Source organism: Arthrobacter sp. B055-34, from assembly GCF_059090425.1.
On sequence record NZ_JBNHFQ010000004.1, the window covers coordinates 344778 to 362111 of the forward strand.

At 66.3% G+C, this 17334-nt stretch carries 18 protein-coding genes and 1 riboswitch; of the genes, 11 read left to right on the forward strand and 7 right to left on the reverse strand.

Annotated elements, in window-relative coordinates; translation table 11 throughout:
• Window positions 1-29: 29 nt before the first annotated feature.
• Together AC5RWO_RS10180 and AC5RWO_RS10185 are read right to left on the reverse strand one after the other, a co-directional pair.
• On the reverse strand, window positions 30-1715 hold the full coding sequence (locus tag AC5RWO_RS10180; protein WP_498731390.1) for a DEAD/DEAH box helicase: 1686 nt from the start codon (window positions 1713-1715) through the stop codon (window positions 30-32).
• 335 nt (window positions 1716-2050) lie between these two features.
• Window positions 2051-3535, reverse strand: coding sequence for an RNB domain-containing ribonuclease (locus AC5RWO_RS10185; protein ID WP_498731258.1), 1485 nt, complete (start codon window positions 3533-3535; stop codon window positions 2051-2053).
• A gap of 51 nt (window positions 3536-3586) precedes the next feature.
• On the opposite strand from AC5RWO_RS10185, the gene AC5RWO_RS10190 reads away from it, so the two are divergent.
• Window positions 3587-4294 carry a ferritin-like fold-containing protein gene (locus AC5RWO_RS10190; protein ID WP_498731259.1) on the forward strand — a complete coding sequence of 236 codons (708 nt, stop codon included), beginning with the start codon at window positions 3587-3589 and terminating at the stop codon, window positions 4292-4294.
• Window positions 4295-4326: 32 nt separating this feature from the next.
• Here AC5RWO_RS10190 and thiE read toward each other — a convergent pair whose 3' ends face one another.
• Window positions 4327-4968, reverse strand: coding sequence for a thiamine phosphate synthase (gene thiE, locus AC5RWO_RS10195; RefSeq protein ID WP_498731260.1), 642 nt, complete (start codon window positions 4966-4968; stop codon window positions 4327-4329).
• Window positions 4969-5074: 106 nt separating this feature from the next.
• Window positions 5075-5209: riboswitch (TPP riboswitch) on the forward strand.
• Between thiE and thiO the strand changes: the two genes are divergently transcribed.
• The 4 genes from thiO to AC5RWO_RS10215 all read left to right on the forward strand — a co-directional run bounded on the left by thiO (window position 5206) and on the right by AC5RWO_RS10215 (window position 7708).
• A complete protein-coding gene (gene thiO / locus AC5RWO_RS10200) occupies window positions 5206-6357 on the forward strand; it encodes a glycine oxidase ThiO (protein WP_498731261.1) in 1152 nt (383 codons plus the stop codon). (Overlaps the previous riboswitch by 4 nt.)
• A complete protein-coding gene (thiS, locus tag AC5RWO_RS10205) occupies window positions 6354-6590 on the forward strand; it encodes a sulfur carrier protein ThiS (RefSeq protein WP_498731262.1) in 237 nt (78 codons plus the stop codon). The genes thiO and thiS overlap by 4 nt, the downstream gene beginning before the upstream one ends.
• Before the next feature lie 3 nt (window positions 6591-6593).
• Window positions 6594-7361, forward strand: a complete 768-nt coding sequence (locus AC5RWO_RS10210) for a thiazole synthase (protein WP_498731263.1) — start codon at window positions 6594-6596, stop codon at window positions 7359-7361.
• A 14-nt stretch (window positions 7362-7375) separates the two neighbouring features.
• Window positions 7376-7708: a 4a-hydroxytetrahydrobiopterin dehydratase gene (locus AC5RWO_RS10215; RefSeq protein WP_498731264.1), complete on the forward strand. Its 333-nt coding sequence runs from the start codon at window positions 7376-7378 to the stop codon at window positions 7706-7708.
• A gap of 22 nt (window positions 7709-7730) precedes the next feature.
• Here AC5RWO_RS10215 and AC5RWO_RS10220 read toward each other — a convergent pair whose 3' ends face one another.
• The 3 genes from AC5RWO_RS10220 to AC5RWO_RS10230 are packed head-to-tail and all read right to left on the reverse strand — an operon-like array spanning window position 7731 to window position 8937.
• Complete coding sequence (locus AC5RWO_RS10220; protein ID WP_498731265.1) at window positions 7731-8030, reverse strand: hypothetical protein; 300 nt, start codon at window positions 8028-8030, stop codon at window positions 7731-7733.
• A gap of 14 nt (window positions 8031-8044) precedes the next feature.
• Complete coding sequence (locus AC5RWO_RS10225; protein WP_074701505.1) at window positions 8045-8269, reverse strand: DUF3107 domain-containing protein; 225 nt, start codon at window positions 8267-8269, stop codon at window positions 8045-8047.
• Window positions 8270-8316: 47 nt separating this feature from the next.
• Window positions 8317-8937: a TetR/AcrR family transcriptional regulator gene (locus AC5RWO_RS10230; protein ID WP_139004764.1), complete on the reverse strand. Its 621-nt coding sequence runs from the start codon at window positions 8935-8937 to the stop codon at window positions 8317-8319.
• A 150-nt stretch (window positions 8938-9087) separates the two neighbouring features.
• Here AC5RWO_RS10230 and moeB point away from each other — a divergent pair, with 150 nt between their 5' ends.
• A complete protein-coding gene (gene moeB, locus AC5RWO_RS10235; RefSeq protein ID WP_498731266.1) occupies window positions 9088-10272 on the forward strand; it encodes a molybdopterin-synthase adenylyltransferase MoeB in 1185 nt (394 codons plus the stop codon).
• A 38-nt stretch (window positions 10273-10310) separates the two neighbouring features.
• On the opposite strand, the gene AC5RWO_RS10240 is transcribed toward moeB, so the two are convergent.
• Entirely contained in the window at window positions 10311-11654 is a 1344-nt protein-coding gene (locus AC5RWO_RS10240) for a glutamyl-tRNA reductase (protein ID WP_498731267.1), read from the reverse strand.
• Between the two features lie 158 nt (window positions 11655-11812).
• On the opposite strand from AC5RWO_RS10240, the gene hemE reads away from it, so the two are divergent.
• From hemE to hemC, 5 genes are all read left to right on the forward strand, one after another.
• On the forward strand, window positions 11813-12874 hold the full coding sequence (hemE, locus tag AC5RWO_RS10245; RefSeq protein WP_498731268.1) for a uroporphyrinogen decarboxylase: 1062 nt from the start codon (window positions 11813-11815) through the stop codon (window positions 12872-12874).
• A 2-nt stretch (window positions 12875-12876) separates the two neighbouring features.
• On the forward strand, window positions 12877-14394 hold the full coding sequence (hemG, locus tag AC5RWO_RS10250) for a protoporphyrinogen oxidase (protein ID WP_498731269.1): 1518 nt from the start codon (window positions 12877-12879) through the stop codon (window positions 14392-14394).
• Window positions 14395-14461: 67 nt separating this feature from the next.
• The gene (hemQ, locus tag AC5RWO_RS10255) at window positions 14462-15169 is read left to right on the forward strand and encodes a hydrogen peroxide-dependent heme synthase (RefSeq protein ID WP_498731270.1); all 708 of its coding nucleotides are present in this window, start codon (window positions 14462-14464) and stop codon (window positions 15167-15169) included.
• 53 nt (window positions 15170-15222) lie between these two features.
• Entirely contained in the window at window positions 15223-16365 is a 1143-nt protein-coding gene (locus tag AC5RWO_RS10260; protein ID WP_498731391.1) for a ferrochelatase, read from the forward strand.
• Window positions 16362-17333 (forward strand): hydroxymethylbilane synthase, encoded by a 972-nt coding sequence (gene hemC / locus AC5RWO_RS10265; RefSeq protein WP_498731271.1) that lies wholly within the window; start codon window positions 16362-16364, stop codon window positions 17331-17333. Before AC5RWO_RS10260 ends, hemC begins: the two co-directional genes overlap by 4 nt.
• Window position 17334 lies beyond the last annotated feature (1 nt).

The window sequence follows — 17334 nt, forward strand, 5'->3', positions numbered from 1 at the left end:
GGTAGCCTTTTCTCGTCCGGTGCTGCCGGTTATTCCGCGTTACCGGCGCCGGAGGTATCCGGCGCGCTAACCACTTCGCCGTTGCGCCGCCGGGTACGGCTGCGGCTGCGGCGCGGACGAACGCTCTCACCCTCGGTCTTGGTGGTGTTCTCGGCCTGGGCCGGACGGTCGGTTGCCGTGCGGCCGGCAGCTTCTTCAGTTCCGGAAGAACGACGACGGCGCCGGCGGCTTCCGTCGGAAGGCTCGGTCGCGCGGGATCCGGCTTCGGAACGGCCTTCGCCGCGGCCGCGGCTAGGGCCGCCACCGCGTTCGGAGCCACGTCCGCCCTGGCGGCCGGAATCACGACCGCCGTGCTTCTTGCCGGTTTCGCCCAGGTCTTCAAGCTCCTCGGCGTCGATGCCGGCGAGCTTGCGCTGGTCGCGGGGCAGACGACCCTTGGTACCCTCGGGAATATCCAGATCCGTGTACAGATGCGGCGATGAGGAGTAGGTTTCCACCGGCTCCGGCTGGTCCAGGCCCAGGGCCTTGTTGATCAGGCCCCAGCGGGGAACATCGTCCCAGTCCACGAACGTGACCGCGGTGCCCTTGTTGCCGGCACGGCCGGTGCGGCCCACACGGTGCAGATAGGTCTTCTCGTCTTCGGGGCACTGGTAGTTGATTACGTGGGTGACGTCGTCGACGTCGATACCGCGGGCAGCGACGTCGGTGGCGACGAGCACATCTACCTTGTCGCTGCGGAAGGCACGCAGCGCCTGTTCACGGGCGCCCTGGCCTAGGTCGCCGTGGATGGCGCCGGCGGCGAAACCGCGGTCAATCAGCTCTTCGGAGACCTTGGCGGCGGTGCGCTTGGTCTTCGTGAAAATGATGGTCCGGCCGCGGCCGCGGGACTGCAGGATCCGCGAGACAACCTCGGTCTTGTCCAGGTTGTGCGCACGGTAGATGACCTGGCGGATGTCTTTCTTGGTGATGCCCTCATCGTCCGGGTCAGCGGCACGGATGTGCGTCGGCTGCGTCATGTAGCGCCGCGCCATGGCGACAACGGGGCCGGGCATGGTGGCAGAGAAGAGCATGGTCTGCCGGATGGCAGGGGTCGCGGCGATCAGCGTTTCCACATCGGGCAGGAAGCCCAGATCCAGCATTTCATCCGCCTCGTCGAGGACCACGATGCGCACGTTCTTCAGGTTCAGGTGGCGCTGCCGGTGCAGGTCGATCAGGCGCCCCGGAGTTCCCACAACCACTTCGACGCCCTTGGCGAGCATCTCGGTCTGCGGCTCATAGGCGCGGCCACCATAGATAGTGGCGATGCGCGCATTGCGGTGGCGCGAAGCGGTGGTGAGGTCCTTGGCCACCTGCACGGCAAGCTCACGGGTCGGAACGATGACGAGGGCCTGCGGGGCACCCGGGACGGGTAGTTTGTCATAACCGTCGTCTTCAGGGCCGACAACGCGTTGCAGCGCGGGAATGCCGAAGCCCAGGGTCTTGCCGGTACCGGTCTTGGCCTGCCCGATGATGTCATGGCCGTCGAGCGCCACGGGCAGCGTCATGGACTGGATCGGGAAAGGGTGCGTGATGCCGGCGTCGAAGAGCGAGCGCACAATGTCGGCGCGGACGTTGAAGTCGGCGAAGGTCTGCTGCGGAATCTCGTGCGGACGTTCATCGGAAGCGAGGCTTGCCTCGACTTTGATTTCCTCAAGGCTGTTTTCCGCATGGAGCAGGTTGTTCTGGTCCACGAGGGAATTCTCAGTGTTCAATTAAATACCATTCAAATAAGGCGCCTGGGCCCCGGTGCTCAACGACACGGCCATCTTGCGGCCGTGCGGAACTGTCCGGTTGCGTGACGCAGCCAGTGGAAGCCGATCGCGGGCTAACAACTGCGTGCCGGTGCAAGCCATCATGGCCATGCCGGCGGGTTAAAGATCGCGTAGGTGCGGATCTGTTGATGAAATTTACTAACAATCAACGACCGGGCATCCAGTTCTACAATGACCAGTCTACCGGCTGGCACCAAATCGTCTCCCGGCCGGCGCCATGGCGCGGATGGACGGACCGCTCAGGCCGGGCTGATCAGCTCGAACCGGACCGTGCGCTTCTCGATATCGGCCTCGACCAGACGGGCCCTGATAGCAGTGCCGGCCTGTAGTTCGCCGTCGCAACGCGCACTGACCGCGGGATCACTGATCTGGATAGTACCGTGCGGGACGGCTTCCTGACGGCCGTTGCCATTGGAATTATGGTTCGAGTGGTTGTTGGAATTACGGGCCGAGATCACCACGGCATCGAATTCCTCGCCCACCCGATGGCTGAGCAGGGCCGCTTCCACCGCGTCCAGCGCCGCACGGTCCAGCCGTCCGGACAGCTGGTCCGAGGCAGCCATCAGCTGGGGGAGTTCCGGCAAGGCCTGCCGGGCCCAGCCGGGCACCTCGGTCTTGGCGCACAACGCCTCGCAGATGACCAGGACAAAGCGGTCCACCAGGCGGCGCAGCGGTGCGGTGGTGTGGGCGTAGGGCGCAGCAATCGCGGCCTGGGTCTGCTCCTGCGGCACGTCGCCGTCGAACGGTGTGTAGCCGGCACCGCGGAACAGTGACCCGGCCGCGTCCATGAGTGCCAGTTGTTTCGGATCCGCGGTGTCGAGCCCGCGCAGATATTCGCCATAGGCAATACCCTCCGGCCAGGGGTGGCCCAGAGCCTTGGTCTGGCGTCGGAACCGGGCCTCCGACTCCTCGTCCGGAGCGGGCATGGTGCGCAGGATTCCTACCTTGCCCTTGAGCATGATTTCCGCTGCTGCCATACCGGTCATCAGCGAAATCTGGGCGTTCCAGTCCTCGACCGGCCGTGCAGGGCGCGCGACGATGAAGTAATGGCGGCCGTCATGGGCTATTTCCTCATCAGGAAGGTTCAGACTCGCGCCGCCGCGCTGCCGCTCCAGCTCGATGCGCTTGAGCCCTACTTCCTTGAGCAGCTGCAGATAGACCGGCGCTTCGCCGGAATCAATGTCCTGCTGGACCTGTTCGTAGTTCAGCTTGGCGCGGCTGCGCATTCTGGCCCGGCGCATCGACACGGTACTGACGACTGCGGCGGCGTCGAGCTCGAATTCCCACACGAATGCGCTGCGGTCCTGGTCCGGGAGGAGGCTGCCGGCGTCTTCGCTGATCAACAGCGGGTGCAACGGAATGCGTCCATCGGGAGCGTAGATGGTCTGGCCGCGCCGTCGCGTCTCAGCGTCAAGTTCACCGCCGGGAGCAACAAAAGCGGGAACATCCGCGATGGCATACCAGAGCCGGTAGCCCTCGCCGTCGCGCTCGATGTACATCGCCTGGTCCAGGTCGGTGGAGCTTGGTGGATCGATGGTGACAAAGTCCAGCCCGGTTAGATCCGCGGCTGGCATGGAGTGTTCCGCCACGGCCTTCTCGGCTTCCGCAAGGACCGAAGGGCTGAACGCCGCGGGAAGTTCCAGCTCGGTGCGCAGTTCCTTCAGCACACGGGCGAGCAGATGCTGCGATTCATTAACTCTGGCGTCGACGTGTGAATACGGCACAGGCCCAGCCTATCGCCACAGCGCCGCAGGTGGGGCGTTAGGGTAGTGCTCATGAGCTCCGAAGGATCCTTCCCCACTGATCGTCCGGCCACCAGCAACGGGACAGGAGCGGAACATCTGCAGCATGTCGTTGATCTGTACGGCGTCATGGCCTACGGCGAGCTGTCCGCCTTCGAGCGGTTCTCCTCGGACGCCCGGTTCTCGCCAACGTTGAAAGACCGCGCGGATCTCGGGCGCCTCGCCGTCGTCGAATTCGGGCACTTTGAACTTGTCAGCGCCGAGCTGGCGCGCCTTGATGTCGACGTGCAGGTTGCCATGGCGCCTTTCCAGGCTTCGATCGACGCGTTCCACGAGCGGACGCGGCCCGGAGACTGGTACGAATCGTTGATGAAGGCCTACGTCACGGATGCTGTTTCGGGGGATTTCTACCGTGCGATCGCCGACCGGCTGGATCCCGAGACGCGCGCGCTGGTGTCCAGGATCAAGGAAAACGGGGACCAGCTGACCTTGCTCACTAGTCGGCTGCGCAGGGCGCTGGAACATGACGAGCGGCTGGCCTCGAGGCTGGCCTTGTGGGGCCGGCGGCTGGTCGGCGAGGCGTTGACGCAGGCGCAGCGCATCGGGATCGAGCGGGCTTTCCTGGGCGCCCTGCTGGGACTGGACGAACCGGCCTCCCAGCAGGCGGTCACCGCGGAACTCTTCGCAGAACTGACCCGGAACCATTCCCGCCGGATGAACGCCCTGGGCCTTACCGCCTGAACGTTCACGCCACCAGCCGGCCGAACGGCGGGTTACAGGGGCGGCAGCGCGGACTTCAGCGCCCTGGCGGCCCCGGCCGGATCATCGGCATCGGTGACGGCGCGAACGACGACGACGCGTTTAGCCCCGGCCTCCGTTACCTGGCCGATGTTCTCCAGATCGATACCGCCAATGGCGAACCACGGCTTGCCGGAACCCGTCTGCGCCTGCTGGGCGGCAGTAAACTCCACCAGCTCAAGACCGACGGCGGCCCTGCCCGGCTTGGTAGGGGTGGCCCAGAGTGGCCCGGTGCAGAAATAGTCCAGGGCGTCATCGGCCAAGGCAGCTGATGCCTGTTCCGGAGTGTGGGTGGAGCGGCCGATAGCGGCAGCGGGCCCGAGCACGGACCGGGCCGCGGCCGGCGGAAGGTCCTGCTGTCCGACGTGGAAGACTGGTGCCCCGGCCACTGCAGCCAGATCCGCCCTGTCGTTGACGGACCACGGCTTTGAGTGCCGGACGGCAACGTCGGCGAGCACGCCGAGCAGCTCCAGCTCTTCGGCGGCATCGAGGGACTTGTCCCGCAACTGGATGATGTCCACACCGCCGGAGTAGGCAGCATCGAGGAACTGCTCGAAGTCCCCACGGTCGCGGCGCGCGTCGGTGCAAAGGTAAAGCTGGGCAGAGGAAAAATCCATACCTGCAACCATAATGGCAAACCGCGCAAGGAACTCCGCGGTGGCGGGACGCGGGCTTCGGCAGCAGAATGTGACGCCGGCGAAGCCGCGACTATGGCTACACTGGAGAAAACACTGCGGGAGCCTGATAGGGCGGCACGTTCGGCAATTGCCGGCGGCCGACAGGCTGAGAGGGTGCCTGGCACCGACCGTCGAACCTGATCCGGGTCATGCCGGCGTAGGGAAGGAAGCTCAAAGTTGTCCAAACATGTTGCCGTCATCGGCGCGGGCATAGTGGGACTGGGTATCGCCGCAGAAGCCACCCGCCGCGGCCACCGTGTCACCGTCATCGATCCCGCTCCCGCCACGGGCGCCACGTACGCCGCCGCGGGCATGCTCGCCCCGGTCAGCGAACTGCACTACCAGGAAGAGCGGCTGCTGGCCCTGACCCGCGAGTCCGCCCGGCTTTACCCTGGGTTCGTTGCGGGGCTGCGGGAGACCGGCTACCAGGAAACCGGGACCTTGGTTGCCGCTTTCGACGCCGCGGACCGCACCGCGCTCGCGGACCTGAAACAGGCGCAGCTGGCCGAAGGACTCGAGGTCCACGAAATCACTAGCCGCGAGGCCCGGCGGCTCGAACCCAGCCTGGGCCCGGCCCTGACCGGTGCCTTCTACGCGCCGGGCGACCACCAAGTGGATCCACGGGCCCTTTCCGCAGCGTTAGTGAAGATGCTGCGGAACTCAGGCGCCGCCGTCGTAAGTCAAAAGGCAGCCGGACTCATCACCGATGCTCGGGGCACGGTTGTTGGCGTGCAGTTAGCAGGCGGCGAGGTCCTTGCGGCCGATGAAACGGTGGTCGCGAACGGGCTTGCGGCCGCCAACCTCTCCGGCCTGCCCGCGGGGCTTCGGCTGCCGCTGCGTCCGGTGTACGGGGACATTCTGCGGCTGCGCGTACCGACAGGCCTGCAACCGTTTCTCACCTCGACAATTCGTGGCATCGTTCGCGGGCACCCGGTTTATCTTGTTCCGCGCGGGGACGGCACGGTGGTGATCGGAGCCACGCAGCGTGAGGACGGATCGGCGGATGTGTCGGCCGGCGGGGTGTACCAGTTGCTCCGCGACGCCCAGACGCTGGTGCCGGCCGTCGCGGAACTCGCGCTCGAAGAGATGACCTGCCGTGCTCGGCCGGGAACACCGGATAATGCGCCGTTGCTGGGACGGGTGGCGTCAGGGTCGGAGGACCTTCCGGGCTTGGTAGTTGCCACCGGATTCTTCCGCCACGGAGTGCTCCTGACGCCGGTCGCGGCCAGGATCTGCGCCGACCTCATCGACGGTGTGCAAATCTCCGCCGAGCTACTGCAATTCAATCCCGACAGGTTCAGCACTATGACCAAGGAGAGTCACGCATGAAGATCACCGTCAACGGCAGTCCGCACACCTTGCCGACCGCGCCAACACTGCTCGAGCTGGTGGCCAGGACCACCGGCCGTGAATTGGCGGAGGACGGGCGGCCGGCCGACGGCGGACGGCTCGGTGTGGCTGTCGCGCTGAACGCGGAGGTAGCGCCGCGCGGCAGCTGGGCCCGGACCGTGCTCGCCGACGGCGACGGCATAGAACTCGTGACCGCAGTACAGGGAGGCTGAATAATGGATGAACTGATGATCGACGGGGTAAGGCTCGGATCGCGCCTGATCATGGGCACGGGCGGCGCGCCGAGCCTGGATGGTTTGGGCGAGGCACTGCTGGCTTCCGGAACAGAACTCACCACGGTAGCGATGCGCCGCTACGCGGCCGGTACCGGTACTTCGGTCTTCGACCTGCTGGACCGCCATGGCATCCGCGTGCTGCCGAACACGGCGGGCTGCTACACGGCGCGGGAGGCGGTGATGACCGCCGAACTCGGGCGCGAAGCCCTGGAGACGAACTGGGTGAAACTCGAAGTCATCGCGGACGAAGAGACACTGCTGCCCGACGCGGTGGAACTTGTCGAGGCAACCGAGGCATTGGTCAACCGCGGGTTCAAGGTCTTCGCCTACACCAATGACGACCCGGTGCTGGCCCGCCGGCTCGAGCTGCTGGGTGCTGCCGCCGTGATGCCGCTGGGTGCTCCGATCGGTACCGGGCTGGGAATCCTCAATCCGCACAACATCGAATTGATTGTCTCGCGCGCCGGGATTCCGGTGGTGCTGGACGCCGGTATCGGCACGGCGTCGGACGCTGCGCTGGCCATGGAGCTTGGCTGCGACGCCGTCCTGCTCGCCACGGCCGTGACCAGGGCCCAGCATCCGGTCCGCATGGCCGAAGCCTTCAAACATGCGGTCATCGCCGGTAGGCTGGCGGCAACAGGCGGCCGGATTCCCAAACGGGAGCACGCATTGGCTTCATCATCGTTTGCAGGCCGCCCGGATCTCTAGCCACAGGAGGAGCAATGGCCGCCGAGGACAAGCTGGACAGCAAGCAGATCGATGAACAGCTCAGGACGCTGCCGGATTGGCGCCACAGCGAGGGCGCGCTTGTTACCGTCTTCAAGCTCGAGAACGGGCGCGCTGCGCTGGATTTCATCGCCGGAGCGGGAGAGTTGGCCGAGGAGGCCAACCACCATCCGGACCTGGACTGGCGCTACAACAAGGTCTTCATCCGGTTGACGTCACATGATGCGGGGTCCGCGGTAACAACCCGCGACGTCGCTGCAGCCACTTCCTTGAGTGAGCTTGCCATCCGGCTGGGAGCCACGGCCCAACCGGACAAGTACCCGGCCTGACGGCCAGGTACCCTCCGGCGGGTCAGCGCAGCGCTTCGGTCAGGCGCTCCACGTCCGCGGCGACGCGACGCCGGCCGACCAGGAGCACCGTGAGCCAAGCCACGGGAACGGTCACCACCATGGGCAGCAGCCACCCCAGATACTCCACGCCGGGCTGAGAGCCAAGGCCTGCGAACATCAGGATGAGCCACAAGATGGTGGCGGCCAGGATGGCCGATGCCGGCAGCAGCAGGACGCCGTAGGCGTGGCGCTTGTTGTCAATGCCCCACGCGGTCATGCCCACGGCGGCTGCCGCCAGAATGATCAGAACGAACTGGACCACGGTGCTGACTGGGGCTAAAGGGCCCCGAAGCCGACCTTACGCGGCTCCTCGGCGCCGATCTCAACATAGCCGAGGACATTGGTCGGGACGATGACCAGATTGCCCTTGCTGTCCTTCAGGCGCAGCTCGGCGCCGCCGTTCATGGCACGGGAAACCATTTCGGCAACTTCATCCGCGGACTCGTCGGACTCGACGACGATCTCGCGGCCGACGTTCTGAATACCAATCTTGATTTCCACTACTGATGCCTCCTGGTGTGCGAACGATGTCTGGTTCGAAATCTATCTTAGGATTCCTTAGGGAACCGTGAAATTCCGCGCCAAGCTAAACGGTAGATCAAATCGACGGCGGTATCACGCTCAAGCTCGTTGTCGGCCTGGAGCCAGTAACGGGCGCTGATCTGGGCCATGCCGGCCAGCGCCCGCCCCAGCAGCGTCGCCTCCACCTCCGACAGCTTTGTGTCATCGGCGATGACGGCGGCAATGGCACTGGCCAGTTGGGCGTTGAAGTCCTCCAGACGTTTGCTGACGTCCGGATCATTGTTCAGGTCCGATTCGAACACCAGCCGGTGTGCCTGGCTCTCCTGGGAAATGAAGCGGTAGTAAGCATCCATGGTGGCATGGACGCGCAGTTTGTTGTCGTTGGTGGAGTTCAGGGCTGCCATCAACATGGCCGTGAGCGATTCCAGATGGTGGTCCAGCAATGCCAGGTAGAGTTCCCGCTTGCCCGGGAAATGCTGGTACAATACGGGTTTGCTGACCCGGGCCGTCTCCGCGATCTCGTCCATGGCGGCGCCGTGGTATCCGTTGGCGACAAAAACTTCGTGCGCTGCCTGGAGCAGCTGGCGCCGGCGCTCCTCGCGGGGCAGGCGGGCAGGCTTGGCCGCCGGCCGGGAATCAGTACTCACTGTCTTCGGACCTCATCTGGCACCCGATTGTGGCCGCGCGCCGGTATAGCAGGAAATCTTGACTATCGTTCTCCAGCCAGTTTACGCGTCGGTAATACAGATCAATTCATCTATTCTGCCAACCCGCGGGCGTCGGCGTAGATTGGCTCTATGAATACGCAGGAATCACTGTTGTTGCCGCCATTGGTGGAACCCGCGGCCGAGCTCACGCAGGCCGAGATGGAGCGGTACTCGCGGCACCTGATCATTCCCGAAGTCGGCATGGCCGGACAGCTCCGGCTGAAGAACGCCAAGGTCCTTGTCATTGGCGCCGGCGGGCTGGGTTCTCCGGCCATGCTGTACCTGGCGGCGGCCGGCGTGGGCCGGATCGGCATTATTGACGATGACGTGGTCGAGACCAGCAACCTGCAGCGGCAGGTCATCCATACCGTCGCCGATCTGGGCCGCAGCAAGGCGCAGTCGGCGCGGGAAAGCATCCTCAACCTCAACCCCGGGGTGGACGTGGTGCTCCATGAAGTGCGGTTGGACAGGTCCAACGCGCTGGAGATCTTTGCCGGCTATGACGTGATTTTGGATGGCACGGATAACTTCGCCACCCGCTATCTCGTCAATGACGCCGCCGCGATCCTGGGCAAGCCCTATGTCTGGGGTTCGATCCTGCGGTTCGACGGGCAGGTCAGCGTTTTCTGGGACAAGTACGGGCCGAATTACCGCGACCTCTACCCGGAAGCTCCGCCGGCGGGTTCCGTGCCGTCCTGCGCCGAAGGCGGCGTGCTGGGCGTGCTCTGTGCACAGATCGGGTCCGTCATGGTCAACGAGGCCATCAAACTAATCACCGGAATTGGCCAGACGCTGTTGGGCCGGGTCCTGATCTTCAACTCGCTCCAGATGAGCTGGCGCGAACTGCGCGTGCGTAAGGACCCGGACGGCGAACCGATCACGGAGCTGATGGACTACGAAGCGTTCTGCGGCGTGGCACCTGGAGCCACGGTGGATGCCGACCATATGGTCTCGGCGCCCGAACTGGCGGCCATGCTCCAGTCCCGCGGACAAGGACCGGGAGACTTTGAGCTGATCGACGTCCGCGAGCCGGGCGAATTCGAGATCGTCAGCATTCCCGGTGCCACGCTGATTCCGAAGGGAAGGATCCTGTCCGGCGAGGCCTTGGGCGAGCTGCCCAGAGACCGGGACCTGGTCTTCCATTGCAAGGCGGGGACGCGTTCGGCCGAAGTGCTGCAGAATCTGCTGGACCACGGCTATACCCGCGTGCGGCATCTCGACGGCGGCATCCTCAGCTGGGTGCGTGAAGTGGAGCCGGACAAGCCGGTGTACTGAGCCGAAGGCACTGCCCGCAGGGTATTGAGCCGCAAGGCTCAGGCGGTGGCGGCCTGTTCCCGGCTGCCGCCCGAATGGTCTACGGGGCAGCTGTCCTCGCTGGCGGAGCTGGCCGGTGCTGCGGCGGGTTCTGCAACGCTGATGCCATAAAGTGCGTCAAGGGCCGCGATGTACTGGTCCTGCTGGCCGTTGGCGGCGAGCTCGCGGGCACGCACGGTCGGCAGATGAAGCAACTGCTTGACCATCCGCCGCATGGCGAATTCCACTTCCTGCGCAGGGCCGGTGCAGCCGTGCTGGTTACGGACCTTCTCCAGCTCCGTTTCCAATACCGCCATGGTGTGCCGGCGCAGTGCAACAATGGCGGCATCCACGGAGCGTGCCTGCTGGCTTTCCTCGAAGGTTCGTGCGGCGTGATCCACAATCTTTGCTGCCTGGTTGACCGACTCTGCCTGCTCTTCCGGAGCGGCCAGCCGCACGGATTCCAGCGTGATGAGCTCGACGCCGTCCAGTTCGCCAACAGCGGGGTCGAAATCGTGGGTCAGGGCCAAGTCAATGATGGTCAGCGGCTTGGCGTCGGCTTCACGGCCGGCGGCAACCTCGGCGGCGCTGATCTGGCGGTCGCTGCCGCTGCAACCGATGACAACATCCGCAGCGGCGACGGCAGCGCCCAGGGTCTCTTCCGTCAAAGGGAATCCGCCGCGGGTCTCGGTGAACGTCCGTGCACGGCCGGAGGATGAGTAGACGGAAATACTGGTGCAGCCGCGTTCGCGCAGCAGCGCCATGGTGGCACCGGCGTACGCCCCGGTGCCGAAAACAACGACGTTCTTGGACGCCCAGTCGCGCTCTTCGGCCAGATCGGTGGCCAGGTCCAGGGCAACGGAAACGATGGAAAGCCCGCGGCCGCCCAAAGCGGTCTGGGCGCCAACGTCCTTGGCGGTGCGCGAAGCGGTCTGGAACAGCCGTACGAGTGCCCCGCTGGCGGTGCCCTCCTGCTGCGCCTCGTTCAGGGCGCGGCGTACCTGGCCGGCGATTTCACGCTCGCCCACAACGGCTGAATCGAGGCCGGCGCCGACGGCAAAGAGGTGGCGGGAGACCTCGGGGCCGGTATTGGTGGTGAAGGAGCGGGCAACTAGGTTTTCGTCCAGCCCGGAACGGTCGCTGATCTCGGAGATCACGGCCGTGCGTGCGGCATCGACGTCGCCTTCGGAGCCGGTTTCGCAGTAGATCTCGACGCGGTTGCAGGTGGCAAGGACCACGGCGCCGGAGATGGGGCTTCCGTCCTTGAGCACGCTGGAAGCGACCTGGGAGGAGCCGGCACTCAGGCGGGCTACCGTTTCCAGATCAAGATCGGAATGGGTCGCAACCAAGGATAGTAAAACCACAACGCCTCATATCTTAGCCCGTAGGGACTTCAGGTTCTTCTTAGGATTGCCTGTTTACCTTGGGTTTACCCAATTTAGCCCGGTGACTTTTGCCACCATCCCTGTCCTGAGACGGCCGCGTTGGCCTTGAGCGCGCGGGTGGAGCAGAATCTATAAGCATGACGTTGAATGCTTCCCACCCCTTGATGGATGGCCGGACCTCGGATTCTGCCCTGATTACCGCTTACCGCGGCGGGAAGCCCGACCGGCGGCCGGTGTGGTTCATGCGGCAGGCCGGCCGCTCGCTGCCGGAGTACCGCGAGCTGAGGCAGGGGATTGCGATGCTTGATTCCTGCCTGAACCCGGAGCTGGCCGCCGAAATTACGCTGCAGCCCGTTCGGCGGCACGACGTGGACGCCGGAATTTTTTTCTCCGACATCGTTATTCCGCTGAAGCTGGCGGGGGTGGACGTTGACATCGTTCCCGGTGTTGGCCCGGTGCTGGGCAGTCCGGTGCGGACCGCCGCGGACGTCGCGAACCTGCCTACGCTGACCGATGAAGCGCTGGAGCCCATCCGTGAAGCCGTGCGGCTCACGGTCAATGAACTGGGTAAGAAGCCGTTGATCGGCTTCGCCGGTGCGCCCTTCACCCTCGCGGCCTACATGGTGGAGGGCAAGCCGTCGCGTGACCATCTGGGCCCGCGGACCATGATGCACGCGGAACCGGAAACGTGGCGGGCCCTCACCGACTGGGCGGCGGACGCCTCCGGAAAGTTCCTGCGCGCCCAGCTCGACGCCGGGGCCAGCGCCGGCCAGCTCTTTGACTCCTGGGCCGGCTCGCTAGGCCTGGAGGACTACCGCCGCCACGTGGCGCCGGCTTCCTCCCGCGCCCTGGACCACGTCCGGGACCTTGGCGTTCCGCTGGTCCACTTCGGCACCGGGACTTCCGAACTGCTGGTCGCCATGCGCGATGTCGGCGTCGACGTGATCGGCGTGGACTACCGTCTGCCGCTGGATGAGGCCAACCGCAGGCTGGGCGGCAAGACCCCGCTGCAGGGCAACATCGATCCGGCGTTGCTCTCTGCCCCGTGGGAAGTATTGGAACAGCACGTCCGCGAAGTACTCGCCGCTGGGGCGTCGGCTCCGGGCCACGTGGTCAATCTGGGGCATGGGGTCCCGCCGGAGACGGATCCGGAAGTGCTGACCCGCGTGGTCAAGCTGATCCATTCGGTGGACCTGTAGCCATGCCGCACCAGCGTCCCGACGCCGGGCACCCGGACCGCGCCGCCTCCCGCGGCAACCCCTGGACGGGCCGCCTTCCGGCACTCAAGGCTCCCACCGCCGTCGTTGTTGGCGGCGGGATTGCCGGGCTGGTCGCCGCGCGCGAACTTGCCATGCAGGGCGTGCAGGTCACCGTGCTGGAAGCGTCCGCGGACTTCGGCGGCTGTGTGGCGCGCCACGAGGTAGCGGGATTTACGCTCGACGCCGGCGCTGAATCCTTTGCAACACGGTCGCAGGCCGTCTCGGGGCTGGCCGGGGAGCTCGGGCTGGGGGAGAGCATCGTGGCTCCTGACCCGGCCGGTGCCTGGGTGCAGCTGCCCGGCTCGGCCCAGCGGCTGCCCAAAACCGGGCTGCTCGGCATTCCGGCGGACCCCGCCGATCCGCAGATCGTGGCGGCCATTGGACGCAAGGCTTCCCTGCGCGCGGCGGCGGACCGCGTGCTGCCGCTGGGGAACCTGCTGGGCAAAGACCAGCTGAGCCTGGGCGAGCTGGTCCGCACCCGGATGGGCAGCACCGTGCTCGAGCGGCTGGTGACCCCGGTGGTGGCCGGCGTCTATTCGGCCGATCCCGATGTGCTGGATGTGGACTCGGTGGCTCCGGGCCTGCGTGCTTCCGTGGCAACCCACGGTTCGCTACAGGCCGCGGTGGGCGCCATGCGCAAAGCGGCCCCGGCGGGTTCCGCGGTGGCCGGAATAGCGGGCGGTATGGGCCGGCTGACCGAGGCCTTGCTGGCGGATCTGAAGCGGCGCAAAGTCCAGCTGCACGCCTCCTCGCCGGTGAAAACAATTGCAAAGCACGACGGCGGCTGGCGGGTCGCTACCGCGGACGGCACCTATGACGCGGCCGGACTGGTGATGGCGGCGGACGGTGTTTCCGCCGTGACGCTGCTGCAGGAGAGCATCCCCGGAATCGCCGACGTGAAGCCGGCAGCCGGGCCGTCGGTGGCATTGGTGACGCTGGTGGTGGACCAGCCGGAGCTGGATGCCAAGCCGCGCGGCACCGGACTGCTGGTAGCGCCGGGGGTCGAAGGTATTGCGGCGAAGGCGCTCACGCACGCCACGGCCAAGTGGCAATGGCTGGCGGACGAAACCGGCCCGGGCAGCCACGTGCTGCGCCTGTCCTATGGCAGGGCGGTAGGACAGACGGGTACCGCAAAGCCGGAGGACTTCACCGGCTGGCCCGACGAGAAGCTGTACCGCCAGGCACTCAGCGACGCCTCGGCGCTGATGGGCACCTCGATCACTGAACCGGACGTGCTGGGCTGGAAGGTGGTCCGATGGGTGGGCGCACTGCCGTCGGCCACCGTGGGACATCGGGACAGGGTGGCCCGCGTGCGCGAGCTCGCGGCCGACGGGAACTACCTGCAGCTGACCGGTGCCTGGCTGGCGGGAACAGGACTGGTGGCCGTGGTCGCCGACAGCCGGACCCGCGCACGCCAGCTTGCAGCTGAACTGAAGGCCGCGGCGCCGTCGTCGTCCTGAATTTCTTCTACAATGGGTAGAAGATCCGTTTTCGACTAATAACTACTGAAGAAGGCAGACTGTAAGCATGAGTGAAACGTCCACGTCCGGATCCGCCAACGCCGTCGAAACCGCGGGCGAAGAAGAGCTGTTCTACACCCTTTGGACCGTGTTCAAGCGGTCCGGTGCCGACATTGCGGACTCCGCCGTTGCCGACTTCGAGTCTGCCGTCGCCCGCCTCGGCGATGCCGGCGTGACCCTGCGCGGCGCCTACGACGTCTCGGCCATGCGCGAAGACGCCGATGTCATGATCTGGCTCCACGGCCCCAAGCCGGATGAGCTGCAGGCCGCCGTGCGCACCATCCGCCGCACTGCCCTGTTCGAAGAGACGGACATTGTCTGGTCCGCCATGGGTGTCCACCGCGACGCCGAATTCACCAAGAGCCACTCGCCGTCCTTCGCGCTGGGCAAGGAGCCGGAAGCCTGGCTCTGCGTCTACCCGTTTGTGCGCTCCTACGAGTGGTACCTGCTCCCGGCCGAGGAGCGCGGCAAGATGCTGCGCGACCACGGCATGCTCGGCCGCGATTTCCCGCAGGTGCTCGCCAACACCGTGGCGTCCTTCGCACTGGGCGACTGGGAATGGATCCTGGGCCTGGAAGCGCCGGAACTGATCGACCTGGTCGACCTGATGCGCCACCTGCGCTACACCGATGCCCGCAACCACGTCCGCGAGGAAATCCCGTTCTACACCGGCCGCCGCATCAGCCCCGCCGAGATTGCCGAGGTACTGCGGTGACCACCGCTGAAACAAACTTCGATCCGCGCGCGGGCGTGGACGAAAACGGCAGGATGGCGCCGAAGGACTACGATGCCATCATCCTGGCGTCCTTCGGCGGACCCGAGGGCCAGGAAGACGTCATCCCGTTCCTGCGCAATGTCACGCGCGGGCGCGGCATCCCCGATGAGCGGCTCGAAGAGGTGTCCCACCACTACCGCGCCAACGGCGGCATCAGCCCGATCAACGCGCAGAACCGGGCCCTCAAGGCGGCGATGGAGGCCGAACTGGCCAGCCGCGGGATCGACCTGCCGGTGCTCTGGGGCAACCGCAACTGGGCGCCCTTTATCGCGGACACCTTCCGCGAAGCGTACGACGCCGGCCACCGCCGCGTGCTGGCCGTCACCACCAGTGCCTACTCCTGCTATTCCAGCTGTCGTCAGTACCGCGAGGACTTCGGCGTGGCGCTGGTGGAGACCGGGCTGGAAGGCAAGCTGGAAGTGGATAAGGTCCGCCAGTACTTCGACCACCCGGGCTTCGTAGAGCCGTTCGTGGAGGGCGTGCGCGAAGGTCTGGCCAGCGTCCGGGCGGACCTTGCCGCAAAGGGCGAGGCCGATGCACCCGTGCACATCATGTTCGCCACCCACTCCATTCCCATGGGAGACGCCGAGGCCGCCGGGCCGCGCCTGGCAGACGGCGCCGAGTACGACGGCGGCAGCGCCTACGTGGCGCAGCACCTGGCTACCGGGCAGGCCGTGCTGGACCGGATTCCGGAGGCTGCCGGCGTCGCGCATTCGCTGGTTTACCAGTCCCGCTCCGGGGCGCCGCATGTGCCGTGGCTGGAACCGGACATCAACGACGCCCTCGAAGAGCTGGCCACGCGGGGCGTCAAAGGTGTTGTCATCGTCCCGCTGGGCTTTGTCAGCGACCACATGGAAGTGATCTGGGACCTGGACACCGAGGCACTGGAGACCTGCGGCAAGCTCGGCCTCGCCGCCGCCCGGGTACCGACGCCGGGCGTGCACCAGAAGTTCGTCGCAGGCCTGGTCGACCTGATCTGCGAACGGACCGCCGAGCACAACATTGCCGAACGCGCCGCCACCACCCAGCTGGGGCCGTGGATGGACGTATGTTTCCCCAACTGCTGTGCCAACCGCCGCGGCGAAAAACCCACGGTTGCCGGCATGGATTCCACCGTAGGAGTACCCGCACCGTGACAAGCACCGTCCGCATCGGAACCCGGGGCAGCGCCCTGGCCGTCACCCAGACCACCACCGTGGCCGAAGCCCTCGCCGCCGCCGGCGGGGTGGACTACGAGCTGGTCCGGATCAAGACCGAGGGCGACATCCTGAAGGGATCGCTGGCCCAGATCGGCGGCACCGGCGTGTTCGTTGCGGCCCTGCGCGAGGCCCTGCTCGATGACCGCTGCGATGTGGCAGTGCATTCACTTAAGGATCTGCCCACCGGGGTGGCTGAGGGGCTCCGGATCGCGGCGTATCCGGCACGCGTCGATGTCCGGGACGCACTGTGTGCCCGGGACGGACTCACGCTGTCCGAGCTGCCCGCCGGTGCGAAGGTCGGCACCGGTTCCCCGCGCCGCGCGGCCCAGCTCCGCGCCGCCCGGCCGGACCTGGAGGTCATCGACATCCGCGGCAACGTGGAGACCCGGCTCGGCCGTGTCCGGGGGATGCACGGCCCGGAGGTCGTCGAGGGTAAGCAGGGCGACCTTGACGGCGTGGTCCTGGCGGCCGCCGGCCTCAGCCGGCTGGGCCGGACCGAGACCATCACCGAGCTGCTGGACCCGGCCGTCATGCTGCCGGCCCCGGGGCAGGGCTCGCTGGCCGTGGAGTGCCGTACGGCCGACGCCGCGGACGGGAGTGCGCTGGCCAAGGCCATGCAGGATTACGACGACGAGGCCACCCGCCTCTCGGTGACCGCCGAACGTGCGCTGCTGGCCCGGCTCGAGGCCGGCTGCAGTGCACCCATCGGTGCGCTGGCAACGCTGGCCGGGGATGTGCTCCGGCTCGAAGCGGTAGTGTGCCGGCCCGACGGAACCCGTCTGCTGCGCAGCAGCCTGGAGACCAACAGCCCGGACATGGAGGGCGCGGCGGGCTTGGGATCCCGGCTGGCCGAAGACCTGCTGGCCCAGGGAGCCGGAGAACTGACCCCCTTGGCAGGCAGCTGAG